The sequence below is a fragment of the Cytobacillus kochii genome, assembly GCF_044790165.1.
Taxonomy (GTDB): domain Bacteria; phylum Bacillota; class Bacilli; order Bacillales; family Cytobacillaceae; genus Cytobacillus; species Cytobacillus kochii.
The window spans coordinates 559,080-585,757 of record NZ_CP085254.1 but is presented as its reverse complement, the minus strand read 5'-3'; the positions used below and the strand labels follow the sequence as shown (position 1 = coordinate 585,757).

The window sequence follows — 26,678 nt, the reverse complement described above, 5'->3', positions numbered from 1 at the left end:
TTTAACGCATCATAGTTGGAAAGAGTACAGTTTTATTCATGACATCATACATTCCTCGCTGTGTAACCCTGATATAAGGGAGATGAGTGGAGGAAAAAAATAATAATGTATAAATTGGATCGGCAAAACGATAACCTCTTTCTCGCAAATAGGCTAATAAGGTTCTTTCTTCCTCAATCAAATCTTCCACTCTTTTATTCGACATGATGCCCTTTAATTTAAGTGGGATTTCTGTAACAATGTTCCCTTGCTCAGAAATAACAATTCCCCCACCTATTTCTTTCATGTGATTAAAAGCATTCATCATGTCTTTCTTGCTTTTCCCGATTAAGATAATATCACCGGTATTAGAATAAGAACTTGCTAAACCGTCTAACTCCTTAGCAAACCCTTTAATCACCGTATTCACACGCCACTTGCCTTTACGGTCAATTAACATGAAGAAACACTCGTCATGCTCCTTACTTAGCTCATCGCCGGAAATATCAATGGCTAATGAGTAAGGCTTTGTGATAACTGCGCTCTCCATTTTAATACCGAACGGCATCGAAAATTGCATATCATGAGAAGTAAGCTCCCAGTTCATTTCTAGCGGTTCAAATCCAAACTCTTCCCATGCCATATTATCTTCAAATGGTGTATTTTCACCATCTTTCCTTATCCACTTACCTTTTGCTAACACACTAACAGGCGTTGGGTTACTTTCATTCTCAAGGAAATTGATATTAGCCACTCTACCTGTAGCGATATTTCCATGCAGATGTTGGATGTTATAATACTTAGCTACGTTATTTGTACCCATATTATACGCATCTATTGTCGGCACCCCTTTCTCAAGGGCAATTCGGATCATCTGATCAATAATCCCTTGATCGGAAAAGGATGAAGAAGAGCCATCTGTTGTAAAAATAAATGATTCATAATGATCAATGCCCAATTCATGCATTTCATCCAATAACTGCGGTAAATCAGGTCGAATTGATGAATAGCGTAACGATACAGTATATCCTTGCATCAAACGATTCATAATCTCTTGTCCGTTAATCGCTTCATGGTCGCAATCAGCACCGAGCAGCATTAACTTTGCTAAAGTCTTTTCTGACGCCCCAGGAAAATGACCTTCGATTTGTTTTCTCATTCTTTTCGCTTCTTGCATCCAATGGAGCATCAAATCATCACCATCGAGTAACTTCGGCCAGCCAGTTAACTCCCCACCTTGTAATACTGCATCATGCTCTAACCAAGATTTAATATTACCATGCGAAAATGTTGTCTCTTCATTTTGTATTTCCGTTTGCGCATCAAATCGGCACCACCAGTACATCGTTGAAGGGATATTTCTCATTTCCTTCAAAAATGAAAACGCTTTCTTTTTCTCTAATTGTAATGCTAGCACCATATTATCATTAATCAAAGTGGTCGTGCCAAATTGCGCTGCATAACGAGCAAAGGAAAGGGGATTATATAACTGAAATGGATGTGCATGTGGTTCAATATATCCTGGAACAAGTGTCATTCCATTACAATCAACAATTTCACAGCCTTCTAACTTGTCAGGAAGCTTTTCACCGACATAAACAATACGATCACCGAGAATCCAGATATTCGCATGTACCCATTTTTTAATTGCTTGATTTAAGTAACGAGCATTTTTCAGTAACATCGTTGGCGCAATACGCCCATCTAGAACAGATACATGTTCACGTAGATGTTTGTTTTTCCAACGGTATCGCTGTTCTAGCACTCTGTTTCCTCCTTTTATGGTAACTACAATTATCTATTTTTATTTTTCGTTTACGATAATGAAGCAGCATTCATGTTGCCTATTATCATAACATATATAGCTTTTTAACGCAGTAAAGAATAACAAATATTTGTTAATTTTTTGTGAAGGAGGTCCTTTTATGAATGTTAAACCCAATATTGGTATCATTCAGGCATTAATCCGTATTACTTGTGGATTAACCATTGTTGCTTGGAGTGCCACAAAGCTCGTTAAAAAACCTTGGAGTGATCGCTTTCTCATTCTTATTTCACTTGGTGCAATGAAGGTCGCAGAAGGTATTGTCCGCTATTGTCCTATCATTGCCTTATTTGAAAAAGGGAAAGAGAGTATAAAAGATTCTGACCACCAGTTTAAACCACCTATGGATTTTTTAAAAGAGCAAAAGTTATTAAAGGATACTGATTTTGAATGAAAAATATGCCCCCTTATTTTTTTGGGGGGCATTTTCATTTTCCCTATCTATTTTTCTATAGTCGAATGTGCTATCGCCTTAAAGCCAATATCCCTGCGGTAAAAGACTTCTTCTGTTGTTAAATACGTTAGCGCATCATACACTTGCTTTTGTGCGTGTACTAAGTCCATTGCTTTGCTACCAACAAGTAAGACTCGGCCGCCATTTGTTGTGAATGTACCTTTGGCATTTTTCGCCGTTCCTGCATGAAAGACAAATGCTTCTTCTGCTACTTTTTCGATTCCTATTAGTTCGGCACCACTCTCATATGCATCCGGATAACCATTGGCTGCGACCACAACTCCAAGCATTGCCTCCTCATGCCATTCAATCACAGGCTTATGTCCAGCAATTACTTCTAACATGACATGGGCTAAGTCTGACTTCATTCTAGGTAAGATAACTTGCGTTTCCGGATCACCAAAGCGGGCATTGAATTCAATTACCTTTGGCCCTTGTTCTGTCGCGATAAGTCCCGCATAGAGAACGCCACAAAAACTGCGATCCTCTTTAACTAATGCTTCTGCAGCTGGAATTAAAATCGTTGCAATCGCTGTTTCAACCGTCTCCTTGCTGATGTGGGGAACAGGTGAATAAGCACCCATTCCTCCTGTGTTTGGTCCTTTATCTCCATCGAAAGCGCGTTTATGGTCTTGAGCAATTTCTAAGGGAATAACTGTCTCTCCATTAACAAAAGCCATTAATGAAAATTCTTCACCAGCTAAAAATTCCTCAATAACGACTGTAGCAGAAGCTTCACCAAATTTTTCTCCAACTAACATATCCGCTAACGCTGCTAATGCTTCACCTTCTGTCATCGCAACAACAACGCCTTTTCCGGCAGCTAATCCATCCGCTTTAATAACAATTGGTGCTCCTTGTTCTTTCACATAAGCACTTGCAGCCTCATACTGATCAAACACTTCATAGCTTCCTGTTGGAATGGCATATTTCTTCATGAGCTCTTTTGCAAAGGATTTACTTCCTTCAACTTCAGCCGCTCGACTTTTTGGTCCAAAAACAGTAAGTCCAGCTCCCTCCATCTTATCAGCCAAACCTTCAAGTAAAGGAACTTCAGGTCCAATAACTGTTAATTCAACATGATTATCGAGCGCAAAAGCAATCAGCTCTTCTTGTTCTTTCTCGGAAATATCAATGATCGTCGCTACATCTTCCATTCCTGGATTTCCCGGTGCAACAAACACTGTTTCCACTTGGCTGCTTTCACTTAACTTTCTACTGATGGCATGCTCACGTCCGCCTCTACCGATTACCAATACGTTCATTTCATGTTCTCCCCCAGTTTAATGTTTGAAATGTCTCACACCAGTGAATACCATTGCCAGGCCATACTCATTTGCTTTTTCAATCGATTCCTGATCTTTAATCGAACCACCGGGTTGAATAATAGCGGTAATACCAGCTTTAGCTGCTGCTTCAACTGTATCATTCATTGGGAAAAAGGCATCGGATGCCATAGTTGCTCCTTCAACTGCTTTCCCTGCTTGCTCGATCGCAATTTTTGCAGAGCCGACACGATTCATTTGACCTGCACCAATACCTAATGTTTGGTCGCTATTATTGACAACAATCGCATTCGACTTCACATGCTTGACTACTTTCCAGCCAAGTTTGAGTGATTGCCACTCTTCCTCCGTTGGTTCTCTTGTTGTCGCAACAGTAATATTCGCTTCTTCAAGACCATAAGTATCGTAATCTTGCGCTAATAAACCGCCTTCAATAGAAGTTAGACGTTTTTCAGTCTTTTTGTTTCCTTCAAAAGGAATAGTTAATAGTCTTAAATTCTTCTTCCCTTGTAAAATCTCAAGTGCTTCCGCTGTAAAAGAAGGCGCTATAATGATTTCTAGAAAGATTTCATGAAGTTTCGTTGCTGTTTGTGCATTTACTTCACGGTTAAGGGCAATAATCCCCCCAAAAATAGACACAGGATCAGCTGCAAAAGCTTTAGAGAAAGCATCATAAATATCTGTGCCATTTCCGACACCACATGGGTTCATATGTTTTACTGCAACAGCAGCCGGTCCGTCAAACTCTTTAACAATTTGTAACGCTGCATCAGCATCATTAATATTATTGTAAGACAGCTCTTTTCCATGTAGTTGTGTAGCGTTAGCAATCGAAAAGACCGACCCTAAAGGTTTGCGATAAAAGGAAGCTTTTTGATGAGGGTTTTCTCCATAACGTAATGCTTGTTTTAATTCATACGTAACTGTCAACTTTTCTGGCTGCTCTTCTTCTGCTAATTCTGTCATATATTCAGCTATCATTGCATCGTAAGCAGCTGTATGACGGAATACTTTTGCTGCTAGCTTGCGTTTGGTTGCAGCATCTACAATGTCATTTTCTTTTAATTGTGTAATGACTGTTTCGTAATCAATTGGATCAACAACAACTGTCACATGTGCGTGGTTTTTAGCAGAGGCACGTAACATCGCAGGACCACCGATATCAATATTTTCAATTGCATCTTCCACTGTCACATCTGGCTTAGCAATGGTTTGTTGGAAAGGATAGAGATTCACACATACCACTTGAATCGGATGAATCTGATGTTTTTCTAACTGTGCTTGATGAGATGAATCATCGAACTTAGCTAGTAATCCACCATGGATAAGCGGATTTAATGTTTTTACTCTTCCTTCTAAAATTTCAGGAAATCCTGTAACATCACTTACACCGATTACCGGAACCCCAGCTTCAGCAATTGCTTTTTTTGTTCCACCTGTTGAAACAATTTCAAATCCTAATTCGTGAAGTTCTTTCGCAAATGCTGCTACACCATTTTTATCTGATACACTAATAAGCGCACGTTTTTTCATCGTTCATTTTCCTCCCTGTAAGATGTTCCTCTTAGGCGTTTTCGTTTAAAAGCTTTTGTAATACTTCTGGATAAAATTGATGCTCTACTTCATGAATGCGATTCTGCAATGCTTCTTTCGTATCACCTGGTAGGATGGCTACCTTTCTTTGATCAATAATCGGACCCGTATCCATCCCTTCGTCTACATAATGAATGGTTACACCTGTTTGTTTCACTTCTGCAGAAAGCGCTTGTCCAATAGCATCTTTACCAGGGAATGCTGGTAAATAAGAAGGATGGATATTAACAATTCTCCCGCCATATTCACGTAAAAGAACATCCCCAATAAGACGCATATAACCTGCAAGAACAATAAAATCTATGTTTGCATTCTCTAATTCTACTAATATTTGTTCTTCATATGCTGTTTTACTCGTAAACTCTTTCGCACGAAAAGCAAAGGTTGGAATCCCTTCATTTACAGCACGTTGAATACAGTAAGACTCTGGCTTATCACTTATCAGTAGTTTAATGTCTACCTGCAATTCATCGTTTTTAAAGGCATCAACAATCGCTTGAAAATTTGTTCCACTGCCAGATGCAAAAATGGCGATATTTTTCATGATAACCTCCGTCTAATTAAAGGATTGAAATCCCCTCTTGCTGTGTAACTTTACCAATCACACTTGCTTTTTCACCAATTTGATTAAAGTGATTGACTACTTTTTCAGCATCCTTAACAGGAACAATTGCCACCATTCCGATGCCCATATTAAATATATTGTACATATCCTTACGCGCAAGCTTACCTACTTCTTCCATCAGCTTAAAAATCGGCTGAATCTCCCAACTACCCTCGATTAATTCAGCTCCTAAGCCTTGAGGTAACACTCTTGGGATATTCTCGATAAATCCGCCACCCGTAATATGAGCGAAGCCTTTTACATCAAATTGCTTTAATGCCGATAAAACTGATTTCACATAGATTCGCGTTGGTTTTAGGAGTTCTTCACCTAACGTGCTCCCTAGTTCTTCTCTAAACTCTTGCAATGAGAGTTTTGCATCCTCTAAAAATATTTTCCGTACGAGAGAATAACCATTGCTATGGATTCCGTTCGATGCAAGGCCGATTAAAACATCACCCTCTTGAATATTTGAACCATCGATTAAATCACTCTTTTCACATGCACCGACAGAAAATCCCGCTAAATCATACTCTTCTTCACTGTACATTCCAGGCATTTCCGCTGTTTCTCCACCAACAAGCGCACAACCTGCTTGCTCACAACCGTCAGCTATTCCTTTGACAATGGCTTCTATCTTTTCTGGCTCAGCCTTCCCACAAGCAATATAATCTAAGAAGTAAAGAGGTTCTGCACCTTGAACAACGATATCATTGACACACATAGCAACGGCATCAATCCCAATTGTGTCATGCTGATTCATCATAAAAGCTAGCATCAGCTTTGTTCCGACACCATCTGTCCCTGATACAAGCACAGGTTCTTTTAAGCCAAGTGATGACAAATCAAACATGCCTCCAAAACCGCCAAGACCACCGATTACACCAGGTCTCATCGTTTTCTCCACATGCTTCTTCATACGGTTCACTGCTTCGTAACCCGCTTCAATATCTACGCCAGCTTGTTTATAAGCATTCGCCATTCCTATCCACCTCACCAATTTATTAACAGGTATTCTTTCAATCTAGCATCATACGCCAAGTATTCGCACCAAAACGTATTGTTTAATTTCTAAGAATAAAAGTAGCAAACCATGTTGCTACTTTATTATTTATACTTTTTCGTACGGATGTAGTGTGCTTGGATAAATCTCCGTTGGATACTTCCCTGTGAAGCAAGCTAAGCAAAGACCTCTTGTCTCGCCTTCTTCTTCTCTTCCAATGGCATCGATCATCCCTTTTGGACTTAAAAAAGTAAGGGTATCAGCACCAATAATTTCGCGAATCTCTTCTACAGAACGATCAGAAGCAATCAATTCTTCTTTTGTTGAAGTATCAATGCCATAGAAGCATGGGTTTTTGATCGGTGGCGAGCTGATGATTACATGTACTTCAGTCGCACCTGCTTCCTTTAACATCGTCACAATACGGCGGCTCGTTGTTCCACGTACAATGGAGTCATCCACCATGACAACTCGTTTCCCTTCAACAACACCTCTAACAGGTGATAGTTTCATCTTCACTCCTTGTTCCCGCAATGACTGTGATGGTTGGATAAATGTCCGACCAACATACTTATTCTTAATGAGACCCATCTCATAAGGAATCCCTGTTGCTTCAGCATAACCAATGGCTACGGAAATACTTGAATCAGGTACACCAGTTACGACATCTGCCTCAATCGGAACTTCGACAGCAAGATGCTTCCCTAAATTTTTTCGCGCTGTATGGACATTGATGCCATTAATATTGCTATCTGGTCGGGAGAAATACACATATTCCATCGCACACATAGATATATTTGAAGCCATTGCGAACATTTCAGAACGGAACCCATTATCATCAATGACTAATAACTCTCCAGGTAATACATCACGAACAAACTCAGCTCCGACAATATCGAAAGCACATGTTTCGGAAGCAATTACGTAAGCATCCCCAATTTTGCCTAGAGATAGAGGGCGGAGACCATTCGGATCAACCGCAACCATCATTTCATTTTCAGTCATAATTAAGAAAGCATAAGCGCCTTTTACCATGGACAAGGCATTCTTCACACGCTCTTTATGAGAAGATACACCGCCTCGTTTAATTAAATGAGCTAATACCTCGGTATCTGAACTCGTTTGAAAAATACTTCCCTGTGCTTCTAATTGATATTTAAGGGCTGTAGCATTCGTTAAATTTCCATTGTGACATAGAGCTAGACCGCCATTTTGTGATTGGAATAAAAGTGGTTGAACATTCTCATAGCCCCCGCCACCTGCAGTAGCGTATCTAACATGACCAATTGCTGAAGTTCCTTTTAGTTCTTGAATAGCATCTTGAGAGAAAACCTCTGTGACGAGGCCCTCTCCTTTTACACCCTTCAACTTATCTCCATCTGTTACAACAATACCTGTACCTTCTTGACCACGATGCTGTAGGCTATGCAATCCGTAATAAGTAATTTGTGCTGCTTCCGGATGACCCCAAATACCAAAGACGCCACATTCCTCATTTAAACCTTTTATTTCTGCAAGCATGCTGGTATAGCTCCCTTCCACGCTTTATTTAGCACTTCTGTTTGCTCTTTGATCACAAGTTCGTCGTTCACAGTAATTTCAAGTGCTTGCTCATTTGTTACTTCACCAATGAGTGTAGCATTTGTTAATTGTTCAAATGCTTCTTTGTTCTCCTTCTTCACACTTAGAAGGAATCTAGATTGAGATTCACTGAACAATTGTGTTGTCGCTTCCCCAGTTAACTCAAGTTTTGCACCTAATTGATTCGCAAATAAGCTTTCAGCTACTGCCACTGCTAACCCACCTTCTGCAAGATCATGTGCAGATGATAGTAACCCTTGGTGAATAGCTGTTAAGACTTTTTCTTGATTGGCTGCTTCTACTGTTAAATCGATTGCTGGTGCTTGCCCGAAGATTTTTTTGTAGCTTAGCTTCTGTAGCTCACTGCCACCAAATTCCGCTCTCGTATCACCTAATAAATAAATCAGGTCGCCTGCTTGTTTGAAGTCTTGTGTTGTCACATGCTCAATATTCTCCACTAGACCAACCATCCCGATAACTGGCGTAGGATAAATCGCTGTGCCGTTTGTTTCGTTATATAATGAAACATTACCACCTATGACCGGCGTATTTAATGTACGACAAGCTTCACTGATGCCATCAGCAGATTTTTGAATTTGCCAGAAGATTTCAGGCTTTTCCGGATTACCGAAGTTTAAGTTATCCGTAATTGCTAACGGCGCGCCACCAGAACAAACGATATTACGTGCTGCTTCCGCTACAGCTATTTTTCCGCCTACTTCAGGATCTAAATACATATAGCGTGAATTACAATCCGTAGTCATCGCTAGTCCTTTTTTCGTTCCACGGATACGGATAACTGCCGCATCAGATCCCGGAGCTACGACTGTGTTGGTTCTTACCATATAATCATATTGGTCATAAACCCACTCTTTACTAGCGATCGTTGGTTGTTGTAATAAAGACAGTAGCGTTTCTTTATGATCATCAACTGCGGGAATATCATTTTCCATCGCCTGGAATTCACGGTAATAAGCTGGTTCTTTGGAAGGCTTATGGTATACAGGTGCTTCTTCTGCTAGTGCATCTGTTGGTACATCTGCCACTACTTCGCCTTTATGAATCAAACGTAGTTGTTTATCATCTGTCACACGGCCGATTGCCACGGCTTCTAAATCATATTTGGAGAAAAGGTCAACAATTTCTTGCTCTCTTCCTTTCGTCACAACAATTAACATTCTTTCTTGTGACTCCGATAACATCATTTCATAAGCAGTCATTCCTGTTTCGCGCTGTGGCACTAAGTCTAGGTTCATTTCGATCCCTGAACCAGCTTTACTTGCCATCTCTGCAGATGAACTCGTTAATCCTGCCGCGCCCATATCTTGAATCCCTACTAATGCGTCAGATTTTACAAGCTCAAGGCATGCTTCTAATAGCAGCTTCTCCATAAATGGATCACCTACTTGAACAGCCGGACGATTCTCCTCTGATTGATCCGTTAATTCTTCAGAAGCAAAAGTAGCACCGTGAATGCCATCACGCCCAGTTTTGGCACCCACATACATGACTGTGTTACCTACCCCATGCGCTTGCCCTTTTTTAATATCTTTATGATCAATTAAGCCGACACACATCGCATTAACAAGTGGATTCCCTTCATAGGAAGCGTCAAATTGCACTTCTCCACCGACTGTTGGAATGCCGATGCAATTACCATATCCAGCAATCCCCGCTACTACTTCTTCAAAAAGGTAGCGAACACGAGGAGTATCCAATTCTCCAAAGCGTAAAGAGTTGAGGAGTGCAACAGGTCTTGCGCCCATCGAGAATACATCGCGGATAATACCACCCACACCCGTTGCTGCCCCCTGATAAGGTTCAATCGCAGATGGGTGATTATGGCTTTCAATCTTGAATACAACAGCCTGTTCATCTCCTATATCAACAATTCCGGCACCTTCTCCTGGACCTTGTAACACATGCTCGCCTTTTGTAGGGAACTTACTTAATACAGGCTTAGAGTTTTTGTAGCTACAATGTTCTGACCACATAACAGAGAAAAGTCCGATTTCAGTATAGTTTGGTAGGCGACCTAAAATCTTTTCAACCATTGCAAATTCGTCATCTGACAAACCCATTTCCTTATATACTTGTTGTTCTTTTAGTTGTTCTGGACTTGGTTCAAGCATTAACGACATGTGATTCCCTCCATTGTTTCACAATTGATTGAAAAAGTTTTAACCCATCAGCGCCACCTATTAGCTCATCTACCGCTCTCTCAGGGTGGGGCATCATGCCAAGCACATTGCCCGCTTTATTCGTAATACCAGCAATATTACTTAAGCTACCATTCGGGTTAACATCATGGTAAGTGAAAACAATTTGATTGTTTTCTTTTAAACTAGCAAGTGTCACTTCATCACAATAGTAGTTTCCTTCACCATGCGCTACTGGTATGGTAATCACTTCATCTTGTTCATATCCTTGCGAGAACATTGTTTGATTGTTCTCGACTTTTAATTGAACTGGACGACAAATGAATTTTAAGCTTTCATTTCTTCTCATCGCCCCTGGCAGTAAGCCTGCTTCTAGTAAAATTTGAAAACCGTTGCAGACGCCTAATACCGGTTTCCCTGCCTCAGCCGCTTTAATCACTTCCTTCATCACGTGACTAAAACGCGCAATGGCACCGCTTCGCAAATAATCGCCGTATGAAAATCCTCCCGGTAATAGAATGCCATCAAAACCATCTAAGCTTTTTTCATCGTGCCAAACATATTCCACATCACAGCCCAGCTCATCTTTTACTGCATGATACATGTCAATATCACAGTTCGACCCTGGAAAAACAATCACAGCAAACTTCACTGAGCAACAGCCTCCTCGATTTCAAAACGATAATCTTCAATCACGACATTTGCAAGTAATCTTTCACACATTTCTTTTACTACTTCTTCAACAGGACGCTCTGACTTTTCAATCGAAAGCTCCAAGTATTTTCCGATGCGCACATCTGACACTTCGTTGTAATTCATGGAATGCAAGGAGTGCTTAACAGCATTTCCTTGTGGATCTAATACGCTCTCTCTTAATGTGACGAACACCTTTACTTTATACATGAAGTTTTCCTCCCAGTCTGGATAAAATATTTTCATAAGCATCTGTTAAATTGCCAAGGTCGCGACGAAAAACATCTTTGTCGAGCTTTTCATTCGTTTTTAAATCCCAAAAGCGGCATGTATCAGGTGAAATTTCATCTGCTAACAGAATAGCACCTGATGCATCCTTTCCGAATTCCAATTTAAAATCGACGAGGCGGATGCCCAACTCTTTAAAAAATTGTGATAATACTTCATTTACTTTCAATGCTTTTTCTTTTAAAATAGCGACTTCTTCTTCTGTTGCTAAATCCATGATTTCTATATGGTCCTCTGTTAATAATGGATCACCTAAATCATCGTCCTTATAATAAAATTCGACAATTGGTCTTGTTAATGGTTTTCCTTCTTCCACGCCAAGCCTTTTTGCAAAGCTGCCTGCTGAAGTATTTCTCACAACAGTTTCTAATGGAATGATGTCCACTTTCTTTACAAGTTGCTCATTCGGAGATATTTGCTTCACAAAATGAGAATCAATACCAAGCTCCTTTAGTTTTGAAAATAGCAAGCTAGTAATCTCATTATTTAAACGGCCCTTACCGTCAATACTTGCTTTCTTCTCTCCATTAAAAGCAGTAGCAGCATCTTTGTATTCTAGCCAAACGATAGATGCATCATCTGTGTTGTAAACCCTTTTTGCTTTTCCTTCATAAACAAGTGAACCTTTTTGCATGACTTGCGCCTCCCAATCATGAAAATTAGCAATATTCTTACTAGGTGAAATGAATGGGGAGAGGAGGAAAAACTTCTTCTCCCCATTATTTTTTATAAACCTAAACGATTAAAGATCGTATCTACATGCTTCAAATGGTGATGATAATCGAAGCAATCATCTATCTCTTCTTTTGTTAAAAGGGAAGTGATCTTTTCATCTTGATCAATTAAGCTGCGGAATGGTACTTGTTTTTCCCATGATTCCATTGCTTTTGGTTGAACAGTATCATACGCTTCTTCACGTACAAGGCCTTTATCAATCAATGCGAGCAATACACGTTGAGAATAAATAAGCCCTAACGTACGATCCATATTTCGTTTCATATTCTCAGGATATACCGTTAAGTTCTTCACAATATTGCCAAAGCGGTTAAGCATATAATTCAATGCAATCGTTGCATCTGGTAAAATCACGCGCTCCGCTGAAGAGTGAGAAATATCACGCTCATGCCACAATGACACATTTTCATACGCGGTCATCATATAACCACGAATAACTCTTGCCATCCCTGTCATATTCTCTGACCCAATCGGATTACGCTTATGAGGCATCGCTGAAGAACCTTTTTGTCCTTTTGCAAAGAATTCTTCCACTTCACGTGTTTCACTCTTTTGCAGGCCCCGTATCTCTGTGGCAAACTTCTCGATGGACGTGGCAATTAATGCAATCGTGCTCATATAATGTGCATGACGATCACGTTGTAGTGTTTGTGTAGAAATAGGTGCTGGCTGAATACCAAGTTTTTCACAAACATATTGTTCAACAAATGGATCGATATTCGCATACGTACCAACAGCACCAGAAATTTTACCGAATTCAACGCCAGCAGCCGCCTCTTTAAAGCGTGCCAAGTTACGTTTCATCTCTTCATACCATAAAGCCATTTTCAAACCAAAAGTAGTCGGCTCCGCATGCACACCATGTGTACGTCCCATCATTACTGTGTTTTTATGCTCTTGTGCTTTTACTTTAAGAATTTCTACAAAACGCTCGAGGTCTTTTAGTAAGATATCATTTGCTTGCTTTACTATATATGAAAGTGCAGTATCGACAACATCTGTAGAAGTAAGGCCATAATGGACCCATTTACGTTCTTCACCAAGTGTTTCAGAAACGGCACGTGTAAAGGCAACGACATCATGTCTTGTTTCTTCTTCTATTTCTTTAATTCGCTCAATGTCAAATGAAGCTTTTTCACGGATTTTAGCTACATCCTCTTTAGGAATATCTCCAAGCTCAGCCCAGGCTTCGCAAGCAAGAATCTCCACTTCTAACCAAGCTTGGAAACGGTTCTGTTCTGTCCAAATAGCTCCCATCTCTGGGCGAGTATAACGATCAATCATGATTTATCCTCCGATCTTTTCTGCAGCAATTTGCCATATGTCACTTTGTTCTACTTCACGTAAAGCTTCCTCTACGTTGTCGCGAAGCAATGTCACATGACCCATTTTTCGTTTAAACTTCGCTTCTGCTTTCCCGTATAAATGAACCTTCCAATCCGTTACAGCAGGAATGGACTGAATAAGAGGTTCAACATGCTCTCCTAATATATTGACCATTACAGCAGGTTTTAGTAATTCTGTACTTGCTAATGGCCAATTACAAACTGCACGAATATGCTGTTCGAATTGTGAAGTTTCACATGCTTCAATAGAGTAATGACCTGAATTATGCGGCCTTGGGGCTAGTTCGTTAATATAGATCTCATCATTTTCTCCAAGGAACATTTCCACCGCAAGTGTACCAACTAGCTCAAAATCATCGGCAATTTTTTTTGCCTCTTCTAAGGCCGTTTGAGAAGCTACTTCAGAAATTCTCGCCGGTACAATCGTTTGATGTAGAATATTATCTTTATGAACATTTTCCCCAACTGGCAAGAAGGCTGTTTCACCATTGGGATTCCTGAAAACAATCACTGAGATTTCTTTTTGAAAAGGAATGAACTTCTCTAAGACGCATGCACCATGATTTAATAATTCATTCGCCTTTTCTATTTCGGCTTCGTTATGAATTACATATTGTCCCTTGCCATCGTATCCACCCCTTGCTGTTTTTAAAACAGCAGGAAAGCCAAGCGCTTCTATATTAGCATAAATATCTTCCGTTGCGTGAATCTCTGCGTATGGGGCAACAGTCGCACCTGCTTTTGTGATCGCTACCTTCTCTTTTATACGATCCTGTGTCTGTGATAATACATGTGAACCTTGAGGCACATAAGCATTCTCACAAAGCCAATCAAGCGCCTCAGCACTAATATTTTCAAATTCATATGTCACAATATCACTTATAGCTGCTAATTGTTTTATTGCATTCATATCATCATAAGCTGAAACAATCTTCACATCTGCCACTTGACCACATGGGGAATCTTCCGTGGGATCCAGTACAGCTATGCGAAAACCATTCGCTTTGGCCGATAATGCCATCATGCGACCTAGCTGCCCTCCACCAATTATGCCGATTGTTTGACCAGGTAGTATGGTTTGTTTAGACAAGATCATCACTACTTTCTAACACTTGTTGTTTTGTTCTTTCTCGCCTATCTTCTAACCGTTTAGCAATTTCCTCATCAAAGGCGCTTAAGATTTGTCCTGCCAGTAACCCTGCATTTGTTGCCCCTGCTTTACCAATAGCAACTGTAGCAACTGGGACACCCCCAGGCATTTGTACAATGGATAATAAGGAATCTATCCCGTTTAACGCTTTAGATTGAACTGGGACACCAATGACTGGTAGCGTTGTTTTAGCGGCTACCATTCCAGGTAAGTGTGCGGCACCCCCTGCTCCTGCAATAATGACTTTGATTCCTTTAGCTCTTGCACTTTCTGCATAATCAAACATCAAATCAGGCGTTCTGTGTGCAGATACGACTTTTTTTTCATAACCGACTTCAAGCTCATCTAAAATGTCACAAGTATGTTTCATCGTTTCCCAATCTGATGTACTACCCATGATGACGGCAACTTCGATTTTCATCCTTCTCCTCCATTCCTTTTTGTCCAAAAAATGAAAAAGCCCAGATAGAATCCTCGCTCTAATCTAAGAGAGAAAGATTCTGTCTGAGCCATTCATTCATAAATTGAAATGTTATGAATTTAGAGACACTAGTCCCTTGGACAAACAAGAAGCTTTCCCTCATAGTCCGAGTATTTACGGTTCCCGGGTAGAGACTCATGGGCCATATTCCCATTATTATATGAGGGGGTAAAATGTTGTTAGGTTTTCTTTCAATTTCATCTTAACAACTTCCGAATTGTCCGTCAATGATAATCTCGAACGATTAAAGAAGTCAGAAAATTAATGTTCGTGTTTTACTACAAAAGTTGTCCTTCAAAGACTATTTTTTGCCCTGCAGGTTCATATTCTGTCTTCCCATTTTTCTTCATTTCTTTAAAGTACGGTTTTTCCATTCTTCTTATTGGAAAATAGCCTTCTTGCTTCATGCGATCTAAGCATTGATCAATGGTTTCATTTTCCAACACTTCAAATTTCTTTTTCTTTTGACTCACTTAAATAACTTACCTTTCTTAACAGATTTAACCCAGAAGCCACCATATATCGTTTTTGGTTCATAAGCAATGATAAAGGCCTTCGGATCAAGTGTTTTAATCGTATCATACAGCTTTAATTCATACTTTCTTGGAGTTAAGATTTGCAGTGCCATACGGTCCCCTTCAAGCCCATTCGCAGCCCAAGACGTTACACCATATCCTTTGGCCCGTAAATCCTTTGGTAAATCTTTGTCATACTCCTTCGTTATTACATTAACAGTAATATAGCCAAGTGCAAGCTTTTCTTCAATTTTCATCCCAACAATGACACCTATTCCATACCCGACTGCATAGGCGATAATGTTCTGTATCTGGTCTAAATTATCTAACACTAAGCCTAGACCAATGACATAAATAACAATTTCAATCATACTAATAAATGCTGCCTGATAACGCTGCCCTTTTAATGTTAATATCATACGAATCGTAAAAAAGGACACATACACAATATTAATAACCAAAATAATCGTTACCATTACAAGGCCATTCTCTAACATTTTAACACTCCTATCTCACTTCAAACCTTCTTATTACCTTTATACCCAAACTTTCAAGGTTAAATGACTACTTTCCTGTTCGATTCCCCAAATTTCCTAAATTAAACGCTTGAAACAATGTACCATCTTCATATAAAAGAATACTCTGTTATACAGGATGTATGCCTAATGATCGGAAAAGAGGTGGAGAGAGATGGTCTTTTGGTATCCATTTTACGCACATCATGCAAATTTCCAAACTGAAGGCGAAGGGGTTCGTGAAAGTGAGAGACTGGCATTACTAGGCGGCGCTCTCTCTGCTATTGGGAGCATAATCGTAGTCATTGGTCTTTTTGATCAACTAGAAGAAGATGAAGAAGGCATAACTGAATCGGAAAGTGAAGGAATACTTAGTTTAGAGTCATTTAGATTAGCCTTACTAGGAAGTATAATTGTAGCTGCCGGAGAAAGTATCGGAACCGTATCCATTATAAGGGGGATTAAAGAAGATGAAATTATCTCTCGCGAAGAAGAAAGGGAAAAGAATTTAGTAAAAACCAATATGACAAATATGCAAACACAACTCCAATATATGCAAGAAGAGTTGAATCAACTAAAGAACATTACATCAACCCTACAACAAGAAAACTATCAAATACGGACAGAATTGTATCACTTTTATCGGTATTTACAGATTAAATAGAGGTTGCACACTTTCATACTTAAACTCAAAAAAGCATGTAATCTTATAGAGACCTAGTAAATAATCACGAAAAAAGAGCACATACAAATGATGTGCTCTTTTATTTTGCCCGGCAACGTCCTACTCTCACAAGGGGACAGCCCCTAACTACCATCGGCGCTGAGAAGCTTAACTTCCGTGTTCGGTATGGGAACGGGTGTGACCTTCTCGCTATCGCCACCGGACTATGAAATTGTAAGGGAATCGTTCCCTCAAAACTAGGTAATGTTGAAGAAGATATTTATTGAGTAATCGCCTGTTTGGTTAAGTCCTCGATCGATTAGTATTAGTCAGCTACATGTGTCGCCACACTTCCACCTCTAACCTATCAACCTGATCATCTTTCAGGGATCTTACTAGCTTGCGCTATGGGAAATCTCATCTCGAGGGGGGCTTCATGCTTAGATGCTTTCAGCACTTATCCCTTCCGCACATAGCTACCCAGCGATGCCTTTGGCAAGACAACTGGTACACCAGCGGTGCGTCCATCCCGGTCCTCTCGTACTAAGGACAGCTCCTCTCAAATTTCCTGCGCCCACGACGGATAGGGACCGAACTGTCTCACGACGTTCTGAACCCAGCTCGCGTACCGCTTTAATGGGCGAACAGCCCAACCCTTGGGACCGACTACAGCCCCAGGATGCGATGAGCCGACATCGAGGTGCCAAACCTCCCCGTCGATGTGGACTCTTGGGGGAGATAAGCCTGTTATCCCCGGGGTAGCTTTTATCCGTTGAGCGATGGCCCTTCCATGCGGAACCACCGGATCACTAAGCCCGACTTTCGTCCCTGCTCGACTTGTAGGTCTCGCAGTCAAGCTCCCTTGTGCCTTTACACTCTACGAATGATTTCCAACCATTCTGAGGGAACCTTTGGGCGCCTCCGTTACTCTTTAGGAGGCGACCGCCCCAGTCAAACTGCCCACCTGACACTGTCTCCCATCCCGATAAGGGATGTGGGTTAGAATTTCAATACAGCCAGGGTAGTATCCCACCGACGCCTCCACCGAAGCTAGCGCTCCGGCTTCTAAGGCTCCTACCTATCCTGTACAAGCTGTACCAAAATTCAATATCAGGCTACAGTAAAGCTCCACGGGGTCTTTCCGTCCTGTCGCGGGTAACCTGCATCTTCACAGGTACTATAATTTCACCGAGTCTCTCGTTGAGACAGTGCCCAGATCGTTACGCCTTTCGTGCGGGTCGGAACTTACCCGACAAGGAATTTCGCTACCTTAGGACCGTTATAGTTACGGCCGCCGTTTACTGGGGCTTCGATTCAAAGCTTCGCGTGAGCTAACCTCTCCTCTTAACCTTCCAGCACCGGGCAGGCGTCAGCCCCTATACTTCGCCTTGCGGCTTCGCAGAGACCTGTGTTTTTGCTAAACAGTCGCCTGGGCCTATTCACTGCGGCTCATCAAGGCTTTAACACCCTAATGAGCACCCCTTCTCCCGAAGTTACGGGGTCATTTTGCCGAGTTCCTTAACGAGAGTTCTCTCGCTCACCTTAGGATTCTCTCCTCGCCTACCTGTGTCGGTTTGCGGTACGGGCACCTTATTCCTCGCTAGAGGCTTTTCTTGGCAGTGTGGAATCAAGAACTTCGGTACTAAATTTCCCTCGCTATCACAGCTCAAGGTATATGACCATGGGATTTGCCTCATGGTCCCTCTAACTGCTTAGACGCACATCCAATCGTGCGCTTACCCTATCCTCCTGCGTCCCCCCATCACTCAAACAGAATACGGTGGTACAGGAATATCAACCTGTTGTCCATCGCCTACGCTTTTCAGCCTCGGCTTAGGTCCCGACTAACCCTGAGCGGACGAGCCTTCCTCAGGAAACCTTAGGCATTCGGTGGATGGGATTCTCACCCATCTTTCGCTACTCATACCGGCATTCTCACTTCTAAGCGCTCCACCAGTCCTTACGGTCTAGCTTCAACGCCCTTAGAACGCTCTCCTACCACTGAACATCAACGATGTTCAATCCACAGCTTCGGTGATACGTTTAGCCCCGGTACATTTTCGGCGCGGAGTCACTCGACCAGTGAGCTATTACGCACTCTTTAAATGGTGGCTGCTTCTAAGCCAACATCCTGGTTGTCTAAGCAACTCCACATCCTTTTCCACTTAACGTATACTTTGGGACCTTAGCTGGTGGTCTGGGCTGTTTCCCTCTTGACTACGGATCTTATCACTCGCAGTCTGACTCCCATGGATAAATCTTTGGCATTCGGAGTTTGTCTGAATTCGGTAACCCGATGAGGGCCCCTAGTCCAAACAGTGCTCTACCTCCAAGATTCTTACGCATGAGGCTAGCCCTAAAGCTATTTCGGAGAGAACCAGCTATCTCCAAGTTCGATTGGAATTTCTCCGCTACCCACACCTCATCCCCGCACTTTTCAACGTACGTGGGTTCGGGCCTCCATCCAGTGTTACCTGGACTTCACCCTGGACATGGGTAGATCACCTGGTTTCGGGTCTACGACCACATACTCATTCGCCCTATTCAGACTCGCTTTCGCTACGGCTCCGTCTGTCCAACTTAACCTCGCATGTAATCGTAACTCGCCGGTTCATTCTACAAAAGGCACGCTATCACCCATTAACGGGCTCTAACTACTTGTAGGCACACGGTTTCAGGATCTCTTTCACTCCCCTTCCGGGGTGCTTTTCACCTTTCCCTCACGGTACTGGTTCACTATCGGTCACTAGGGAGTATTTAGCCTTGGGAGATGGTCCTCCCTGCTTCCGACGGGATTTCTCGTGTCCCGCCGTACTCAGGATCCACTCTGGAGGGAACGAAGTTTCAACTACAGGGCTTTTACCTCCTATGGCGGGCCTTTCCAGACCTCTTCGTCTATCTCGTTCCTTTGTAACTCCGTATAGAATGTCCTACAACCCCAAGAGGCAAGCCTCTTGGTTTGGGCTAATCCCGTTTCGCTCGCCGCTACTCAGGGAATCGCGTTTGCTTTCTCTTCCTCCGGGTACTTAGATGTTTCAGTTCCCCGGGTCTGCCTTCCATACCCTATGTATTCAGGTATGGATCCTATCCCATAACGGATAGGGGGTTTCCCCATTCGGAAATCTCCGGATCAAAGCTTACTTACAGCTCCCCGAAGCATATCGGTGTTAGTCCCGTCCTTCATCGGCTCCTAGTGCCAAGGCATTCACCGTGCGCCCTTATTAACTTAACCATTGTTCGGCTTGCGATAAGCTACGCATTTCGGCGTCAGCTCACTCGTCAACATCCTCATGTGCACAAGACGCACACTCCGGTGTTTCCTCGCTCGCTTCCTTGAACTGCTTGCTTCTCACAACCCTCACGGTTGTGTGTTTTAAAAAAAGTTTAGTATCTCTACTCTATTACTATTATATAGAGAGAAAATAACTAAGGTGGCGATTACTCGGTAATCTTCTTCATTACATTATCTAGTTTTCAAAGAACGATTGAATCGAGAGATTATACTCTCAAAACTGAACGAACAGTCCAACATCAAGTTAATTCCGTATATTCCTTAGAAAGGAGGTGATCCAGCCGCACCTTCCGATACGGCTACCTTGTTACGACTTCACCCCAATCATCTGTCCCACCTTAGGCGGCTGGCTCCAAAAGGTTACCCCACCGACTTCGGGTGTTACAAACTCTCGTGGTGTGACGGGCGGTGTGTACAAGGCCCGGGAACGTATTCACCGCGGCATGCTGATCCGCGATTACTAGCGATTCCGGCTTCATGTAGGCGAGTTGCAGCCTACAATCCGAACTGAGAATGGTTTTATGGGATTGGCTAAACCTCGCGGTCTTGCAGCCCTTTGTACCATCCATTGTAGCACGTGTGTAGCCCAGGTCATAAGGGGCATGATGATTTGACGTCATCCCCACCTTCCTCCGGTTTGTCACCGGCAGTCACCTTAGAGTGCCCAACTGAATGCTGGCAACTAAGATCAAGGGTTGCGCTCGTTGCGGGACTTAACCCAACATCTCACGACACGAGCTGACGACAACCATGCACCACCTGTCACTCTGTCCCCCGAAGGGGAAAGTCCTATCTCTAGGATTGTCAGAGGATGTCAAGACCTGGTAAGGTTCTTCGCGTTGCTTCGAATTAAACCACATGCTCCACCGCTTGTGCGGGCCCCCGTCAATTCCTTTGAGTTTCAACCTTGCGGTCGTACTCCCCAGGCGGAGTGCTTAATGCGTTTGCTGCAGCACTAAAGGGCGGAAACCCTCTAACACTTAGCACTCATCGTTTACGGCGTGGACTACCAGGGTATCTAATCCTGTTTGCTCCCCACGCTTTCGCGCCTCAGCGTCAGTTACAGACCAGAAAGTCGCCTTCGCCACTGGTGTTCCTCCAAATCTCTACGCATTTCACCGCTACACTTGGAATTCCACTTTCCTCTTCTGCACTCAAGTTCCCCAGTTTCCAATGACCCTCCACGGTTGAGCCGTGGGCTTTCACATCAGACTTAAGGAACCGCCTGCGCGCGCTTTACGCCCAATAATTCCGGACAACGCTTGCCACCTACGTATTACCGCGGCTGCTGGCACGTAGTTAGCCGTGGCTTTCTGGTTAGGTACCGTCAAGGTACCGGCAGTTACTCCGGTACTTGTTCTTCCCTAACAACAGAGTTTTACGATCCGAAAACCTTCATCACTCACGCGGCGTTGCTCCGTCAGACTTTCGTCCATTGCGGAAGATTCCCTACTGCTGCCTCCCGTAGGAGTCTGGGCCGTGTCTCAGTCCCAGTGTGGCCGATCACCCTCTCAGGTCGGCTACGCATCGTCGCCTTGGTGAGCCGTTACCTCACCAACTAGCTAATGCGCCGCGGGCCCATCTGTAAGTGATAGCAGAACCATCTTTCAATCTAATTATATGTATAAATAGATATTATCCGGTATTAGCCCCGGTTTCCCGGAGTTATCCCAGTCTTACAGGCAGGTTGCCCACGTGTTACTCACCCGTCCGCCGCTAATCTTTGGGAGCAAGCTCCCTCAGATTCGCTCGACTTGCATGTATTAGGCACGCCGCCAGCGTTCGTCCTGAGCCAGGATCAAACTCTCCAATAAAGTGTTTGATTAGCTCATTTGCACCTATGGTGCTTTGTTGCTGATAAATCAGCTTTTTTAGAATTACGCTTGACGTTTTACGTTCGTTCAGTTTTCAAAGAACAATCTCGTTCGCTTCAGAAGCGACTTTATTAATATAACATTCTCGCAATCTATTGTCAACAACTTTTTAAAATTCTTTTTTCGAAAGTAATCTTAGAAAGCATTATCAACGACTGTTTTATAATAGTATCATCCCTATCTACTTTCGTCAACAACAAATATAAAGTTTTTTTATAAAAATACTATTGTTGTATATATACCTCCTTTATAAGGCATTTAAACATTTATTTCTTAATCGTTCGAGAAACTCTTATTCTTCTTACAAAGCAATTAGATTTCCTCACTCCTTCGATTTGAGTAAGAAGAATAGAACCAATGTTTTTGTCAAAAACTCAAAATCTCGCTACTCATTTCTTCGCTTTATAAGCTTAACTGTTCCTCTTTGGCTAATGGATTCTTGTCACATCACTTTGAAATACCTAATCACACCATTTCCATCATGATTGTATCAGTTTAGTAGAATTAACTTGTAAAATCTCAGGAAATATATGTAGAAATAGAACATACATAATAGAGAAAGTAAGAGACCTTTGCAACTACCAGTCGCTAAGTTGCAAAGGTCTGCTACCAAAAATGAAATTTTCACCCTATAAATAACAAAATAGCCAGTCCCAATAAATGATGGGAACTGGCTATTTAAGGAGTGGATATTTCCTCCTAGATATTATTTCAAGAAAATAAAGTACAGAACAAATACTACAAATAGGAAGTACATAATTGGATGAATCTCTTTCGCTCTCCCTTTAACAATCATTGTAATTGGATAAAAAATAAATCCAATTGCAATACCTGTTGCAATACTATAGGTAAGAGGCATCGCTAAGATAGTTAAGAACGCTGGTACCGCTATTTCAAATTTCGTCCAATCTATATTACCTAATGAAGCAACCATTAATACCCCTACTATAATTAGGGCCGGTGCTGTAACTGCTGATGTAACTACTGACACAATTGGGAAGAAAAAGATTGCTAGTAAGAATAAGACACCTGTTACAATAGCAGCAAAACCTGTTCTTGCACCTGCAGCGACCCCTGAAGAAGATTCTACATAAGAAGTCGTTGTAGATGTTCCTAAAATTGAACCTGCAACAGTTGCTGTTGAGTCAGCAAGTAAAGCTTTTCCTGCTCTTGGTAATTTACCGTCCTTCATTAATCCCGCCTGATTCGCTACACCTACAAGTGTACCTGCTGTATCAAAGAAGTCTACGAATAAAAATGTTAATACAACCACAAGCATTTGTGTTGAGTAGAATGATGCGTCTCCAAAAGAACCGAATGCTTCACCAAAAGTTGGTGCAATACTTGGTACTGCTCCAACGACTTTATGAGGCACATCCACCAGGCCGAAGATCATACCAACAACTGCCGTTACGACCATCCCAATGAAAATACCGCCTTTTAAACCTCTTGTCATTAAAATAACAGTAATAATAATACCAAAAATAGCTAATAACACATTACCATCAGAGAAATCACCTAAACCAACTAACACTGCGTCATCATTTGCAATAAGACCAGCGTTTTGTGCACCAACAAATGTAATAAACAAGCCAATCCCTGCAGATACTGCAAATTTTAATGGTGCTGGAATCGCATTAATAATTTTTTCTCTAATACCGGATAGTGATAATAGAATGAAAATCACACCCGAAATAAATGTTCCAGCTAAAGCATGTTGCCATGAAATACCCATTGTCAGTACGACAGTATAAGCGAAGAATGCGTTTATACCCATACCTGGAGCAAGCGCTATTGGATAACGAGCGATAACCCCCATGAGGATTGAACCAATCGCGGCTGCTAAAGCTGTAGCAACAAAGACTGCCCCCATGTCCATTCTCATAGCATCTGGAAGATCTGGTACATCTGCTAACGATAGTACAGCAGGGTTGACTGCTAATATATAAGCCATAGCTAAGAATGTTGTAATCCCGCCAATAATCTCACGGCGAAAATTGGTGCCGAGTTCGTCGAATTGGAAGTACTTTTTCATTTTTAATTTTCCCCCTAAAGTTGGCATTAAAAAAACTTCGGAAAGCAACCGAAGTCTTGACAACAGGGATGGTATAAGTAACATGGAATGTAAAAATAAGATTAGTATAATAATTAAAGCACATTCCCTTATTACGCACACACATCAAGTAGTCAAGTCATTTACGGTAACTTGGTAGAAACTTTTGGGCCATATTCCCAACATTATACGAAGATGTTTTTAATATTTAATTCTCTATTATATTAGCAATTAAAAAAGTCCTAGTCAATATAAAAAACGAACATTTTTAGTCCGTTTTTTACCATTGTTCGGAATTAGGTTTATTTTCCACTTTATTTACGTAATTTCATTTGGTTTTACTATAAACCAAATGGATTTATGAAGCAATACTTCTTTTATTTAAGCAATATTTGGTAGGCAAATCGATTACCATTTGGAACATCTAGTTCCACATCCCCAATATAGGAAAAACCAGCTTTCTGAATAACCTTTTGCATGACTTCATTTTCGGGATGGGTGTCAATGCGAATATCACGAAATCCATTGAGCCTAGCAGCGGTAATTAAATGTTGAAGCAATATCGTCGAATAACCCTTTCCTTGTATCTCTGGGTCAATCGCTACTCGATGAATCGATGCATACGGCGTTTCTGCTTTCTCCCAATTCACTAATTGCTCATAAGGTTCTTCTGGCGCAGTTAAAATCGTGCCAATACCGACTTTTCGTTCATCCGCCATCAACACGTAAGCTTCCTTATTCGAAATATCCTGTGTAATGATTTCTCGATTGGGCCCATCTCCATCCTGCCATTGTGGGATACCTCTTTTAACAATCGTTTCCCTTGCTCGGTCAACAATGGACATGATTTCATCTAACTCTTCTAATTGTGCCTGTTTTAAATATAACACCTAACACCCTCCCAAAAAGAATACTTATTAAAAAACCTTAGAATCCAAACTAGGATTCTAAGGTGTATTGTTTTATTCCCACTCAATCGTTGCTGGTGGCTTAGAAGTAATATCATACACTACGCGGTTGATATGGTCCACTTCATTAACGATTCTTGTTGAGATAACTTCAAGCACATCCCAAGGAATACGTGCCCAATCGGATGTCATTCCATCAATTGAAGTAACGGCGCGGATACCAATTGTGTAATCATACGTACGCGCATCGCCCATTACACCTACGCTACGAATGTCAGGTAGGACAGTGAAATATTGCCACACATCTCTTTCAAGACCAGCATTTTTGATTTCTTCACGAAGGATCGCGTCTGATTCACGGACGATTTCAAGTTTTTCTTCAGAGATTGCACCAAGAACACGGATACCTAAACCAGGACCTGGGAATGGTTGTCTCCAAACGATATCATCTGGAATACCTAATTCTGTTCCAAGTGCGCGTACTTCATCTTTAAATAAAGTATTAAGCGGCTCAATTAATTGGAATTGCATATCTTCAGGTAGTCCACCTACATTGTGGTGAGATTTGATTGTTTGCGCTGTTGCAGTACCACTTTCGATAATATCTGTATAAAGTGTACCTTGTGCTAAATAATCAATACCTTCTAATTTATGTGCTTCATCATCAAATACGTAAATGAATTCATTACCGATAATTTTACGTTTTTTCTCAGGATCACTGACACCTTCAAGTTTGCTTAAGAAACGCTCCTTAACATCTACTTTAATGACATTCATATTGAAGCCTTCAGAGAAAGTTTTCATAACGCCTTCTGCTTCATCTTTACGCAATAAACCGTGATCAACAAAAATACATGTTAATTGGTCACCAATCGCTTTATGAATAAGAACAGCAACAACAGAAGAATCCACTCCGCCACTAAGTGCACAAAGGACTTTCTTATCTCCAACTGTTTGGCGAATTTTTTCCAATTCAATTTCAATAAAGTTCTCCATAGACCAATCGCCTTTACAGCCACAAATACCGAAAACAAAGTTTTTCAGCATATCATTACCGTATACAGAATGACGTACTTCTGGGTGGAATTGAACTCCGTATAACCCACGTGCTTCGTCACTAATCGCTGCGACAGGACAAGAAGGGTTAGTACCATCAATTGCAAAACCTTCTGGTGCTTCAACGACTAAGTCACCATGACTCATCCAAACCACTTGCTCTTCAGGAAGATCGGCAAATAATTTAGATTGATTTTGTAATTTTAATACAGCTTTACCGTACTCACGCTGCTTTGCACCTTCTACTTTTCCTCCGAAATGCATCGTCATTAATTGCATACCGTAGCAAATACCGAAGATTGGTAGACCTAATTCAAAAATTTCTGGATCACAACGAAAAGCATTTTCGCCGTAAACACTGTTTGGACCACCAGAGAAGATGATTCCTGTTGGATTCATTTCTTTGATTTCTTGTGCAGTAATGGTATGCGGATGTAATTCACTATAAACGCCAAACTCCCTAATTCTGCGTGTAATCAACTGATTGTACTGACTACCAAAGTCTAGTACAACGATCATTTCCTGGTCATGCAATTCTACTTTCCCCGTCACGCTGTTCACCTCGTCAACATTGATAGAATGATTCCCTCATTCTTTTATTCCACTTCATATATGAAGAGTGAC

At 41.6% G+C, this 26,678-nt stretch carries 20 protein-coding genes, 3 rRNA genes and 2 riboswitches; of the genes, 2 read left to right on the top strand and 21 right to left on the bottom strand.

Annotation, left to right across the window (positions count from 1 at the left end; all coding sequences use genetic code 11):
• Window position 1: 1 nt before the first annotated feature.
• Window positions 2-1,744: an adenine deaminase C-terminal domain-containing protein gene (locus LG276_RS03195; protein WP_404293408.1), complete on the bottom strand. Its 1,743-nt coding sequence runs from the start codon at window positions 1,742-1,744 to the stop codon at window positions 2-4.
• Between the two features lie 160 nt (window positions 1,745-1,904).
• Here LG276_RS03195 and LG276_RS03190 point away from each other — a divergent pair, with 160 nt between their 5' ends.
• Window positions 1,905-2,198 (top strand): DUF2892 domain-containing protein, encoded by a 294-nt coding sequence (locus LG276_RS03190; protein ID WP_224939033.1) that lies wholly within the window; start codon window positions 1,905-1,907, stop codon window positions 2,196-2,198.
• A gap of 47 nt (window positions 2,199-2,245) precedes the next feature.
• Here the strand turns inward: LG276_RS03190 and purD are convergent, their stop codons facing one another.
• The 14 genes from purD to LG276_RS03120 all read right to left on the bottom strand — a co-directional run bounded on the left by purD (window position 2,246) and on the right by LG276_RS03120 (window position 16,189).
• Entirely contained in the window at window positions 2,246-3,523 is a 1,278-nt protein-coding gene (gene purD, locus LG276_RS03185; RefSeq protein ID WP_404293406.1) for a phosphoribosylamine--glycine ligase, read from the bottom strand.
• Window positions 3,524-3,541: 18 nt separating this feature from the next.
• The gene (gene purH / locus LG276_RS03180; protein ID WP_404293403.1) at window positions 3,542-5,077 is read right to left on the bottom strand and encodes a bifunctional phosphoribosylaminoimidazolecarboxamide formyltransferase/IMP cyclohydrolase; all 1,536 of its coding nucleotides are present in this window, start codon (window positions 5,075-5,077) and stop codon (window positions 3,542-3,544) included.
• A 31-nt stretch (window positions 5,078-5,108) separates the two neighbouring features.
• Window positions 5,109-5,681 (bottom strand): phosphoribosylglycinamide formyltransferase, encoded by a 573-nt coding sequence (purN, locus tag LG276_RS03175; protein WP_224939036.1) that lies wholly within the window; start codon window positions 5,679-5,681, stop codon window positions 5,109-5,111.
• 16 nt (window positions 5,682-5,697) lie between these two features.
• Entirely contained in the window at window positions 5,698-6,723 is a 1,026-nt protein-coding gene (gene purM / locus LG276_RS03170) for a phosphoribosylformylglycinamidine cyclo-ligase (RefSeq protein WP_224939037.1), read from the bottom strand.
• A 129-nt stretch (window positions 6,724-6,852) separates the two neighbouring features.
• Window positions 6,853-8,265, bottom strand: a complete 1,413-nt coding sequence (purF, locus tag LG276_RS03165; protein ID WP_251163302.1) for an amidophosphoribosyltransferase — start codon at window positions 8,263-8,265, stop codon at window positions 6,853-6,855.
• Window positions 8,250-10,466, bottom strand: a complete 2,217-nt coding sequence (gene purL, locus LG276_RS03160; protein WP_251163303.1) for a phosphoribosylformylglycinamidine synthase subunit PurL — start codon at window positions 10,464-10,466, stop codon at window positions 8,250-8,252. The genes purF and purL overlap by 16 nt, the downstream gene beginning before the upstream one ends.
• Entirely contained in the window at window positions 10,450-11,136 is a 687-nt protein-coding gene (gene purQ, locus LG276_RS03155; RefSeq protein WP_191816441.1) for a phosphoribosylformylglycinamidine synthase subunit PurQ, read from the bottom strand. Before purQ ends, purL begins: the two co-directional genes overlap by 17 nt.
• Window positions 11,133-11,387, bottom strand: a complete 255-nt coding sequence (gene purS, locus LG276_RS03150) for a phosphoribosylformylglycinamidine synthase subunit PurS (protein ID WP_095370721.1) — start codon at window positions 11,385-11,387, stop codon at window positions 11,133-11,135. The genes purQ and purS overlap by 4 nt, the downstream gene beginning before the upstream one ends.
• On the bottom strand, window positions 11,380-12,099 hold the full coding sequence (gene purC / locus LG276_RS03145) for a phosphoribosylaminoimidazolesuccinocarboxamide synthase (RefSeq protein WP_251163304.1): 720 nt from the start codon (window positions 12,097-12,099) through the stop codon (window positions 11,380-11,382). Before purC ends, purS begins: the two co-directional genes overlap by 8 nt.
• Before the next feature lie 92 nt (window positions 12,100-12,191).
• Window positions 12,192-13,484 (bottom strand): adenylosuccinate lyase, encoded by a 1,293-nt coding sequence (purB, locus tag LG276_RS03140; protein ID WP_095370723.1) that lies wholly within the window; start codon window positions 13,482-13,484, stop codon window positions 12,192-12,194.
• A 3-nt stretch (window positions 13,485-13,487) separates the two neighbouring features.
• The gene (gene purK / locus LG276_RS03135) at window positions 13,488-14,642 is read right to left on the bottom strand and encodes a 5-(carboxyamino)imidazole ribonucleotide synthase (protein WP_251163310.1); all 1,155 of its coding nucleotides are present in this window, start codon (window positions 14,640-14,642) and stop codon (window positions 13,488-13,490) included.
• Complete coding sequence (gene purE / locus LG276_RS03130) at window positions 14,629-15,117, bottom strand: 5-(carboxyamino)imidazole ribonucleotide mutase (RefSeq protein ID WP_095370724.1); 489 nt, start codon at window positions 15,115-15,117, stop codon at window positions 14,629-14,631. The genes purK and purE overlap by 14 nt, the downstream gene beginning before the upstream one ends.
• A 142-nt stretch (window positions 15,118-15,259) precedes the next feature.
• A riboswitch (purine riboswitch) is annotated at window positions 15,260-15,361 on the bottom strand.
• Window positions 15,362-15,455: 94 nt separating this feature from the next.
• Entirely contained in the window at window positions 15,456-15,650 is a 195-nt protein-coding gene (locus LG276_RS03125; protein WP_251163305.1) for an NETI motif-containing protein, read from the bottom strand.
• A complete protein-coding gene (locus LG276_RS03120; RefSeq protein WP_095370725.1) occupies window positions 15,647-16,189 on the bottom strand; it encodes a DUF2179 domain-containing protein in 543 nt (180 codons plus the stop codon). Before LG276_RS03120 ends, LG276_RS03125 begins: the two co-directional genes overlap by 4 nt.
• A 193-nt stretch (window positions 16,190-16,382) precedes the next feature.
• Here LG276_RS03120 and LG276_RS03115 point away from each other — a divergent pair, with 193 nt between their 5' ends.
• Entirely contained in the window at window positions 16,383-16,871 is a 489-nt protein-coding gene (locus tag LG276_RS03115) for a hypothetical protein (RefSeq protein WP_251163306.1), read from the top strand.
• Window positions 16,872-16,978: 107 nt separating this feature from the next.
• On the opposite strand, the gene rrf is transcribed toward LG276_RS03115, so the two are convergent.
• From rrf to guaA, 6 genes are all read right to left on the bottom strand, one after another.
• Window positions 16,979-17,095, bottom strand: a 5S ribosomal RNA gene (gene rrf / locus LG276_RS03110).
• A 75-nt stretch (window positions 17,096-17,170) separates the two neighbouring features.
• Window positions 17,171-20,103: ribosomal RNA gene (locus tag LG276_RS03105) — 23S ribosomal RNA — on the bottom strand.
• A gap of 325 nt (window positions 20,104-20,428) precedes the next feature.
• Window positions 20,429-21,977, bottom strand: a 16S ribosomal RNA gene (locus tag LG276_RS03100).
• The 16S, 23S and 5S rRNA genes sit together here, the layout of an rRNA operon.
• 766 nt (window positions 21,978-22,743) lie before the next feature.
• Window positions 22,744-24,072, bottom strand: a complete 1,329-nt coding sequence (locus tag LG276_RS03095; protein WP_095370727.1) for an NCS2 family permease — start codon at window positions 24,070-24,072, stop codon at window positions 22,744-22,746.
• Between the two features lie 127 nt (window positions 24,073-24,199).
• Window positions 24,200-24,303: riboswitch (purine riboswitch) on the bottom strand.
• Window positions 24,304-24,467: 164 nt separating this feature from the next.
• The gene (locus LG276_RS03090) at window positions 24,468-24,980 is read right to left on the bottom strand and encodes a GNAT family N-acetyltransferase (protein ID WP_251163563.1); all 513 of its coding nucleotides are present in this window, start codon (window positions 24,978-24,980) and stop codon (window positions 24,468-24,470) included.
• 72 nt (window positions 24,981-25,052) lie between these two features.
• Window positions 25,053-26,573 (bottom strand): glutamine-hydrolyzing GMP synthase, encoded by a 1,521-nt coding sequence (guaA, locus tag LG276_RS03085; protein ID WP_251163565.1) that lies wholly within the window; start codon window positions 26,571-26,573, stop codon window positions 25,053-25,055.
• Window positions 26,574-26,678: the final 105 nt, after the last annotated feature.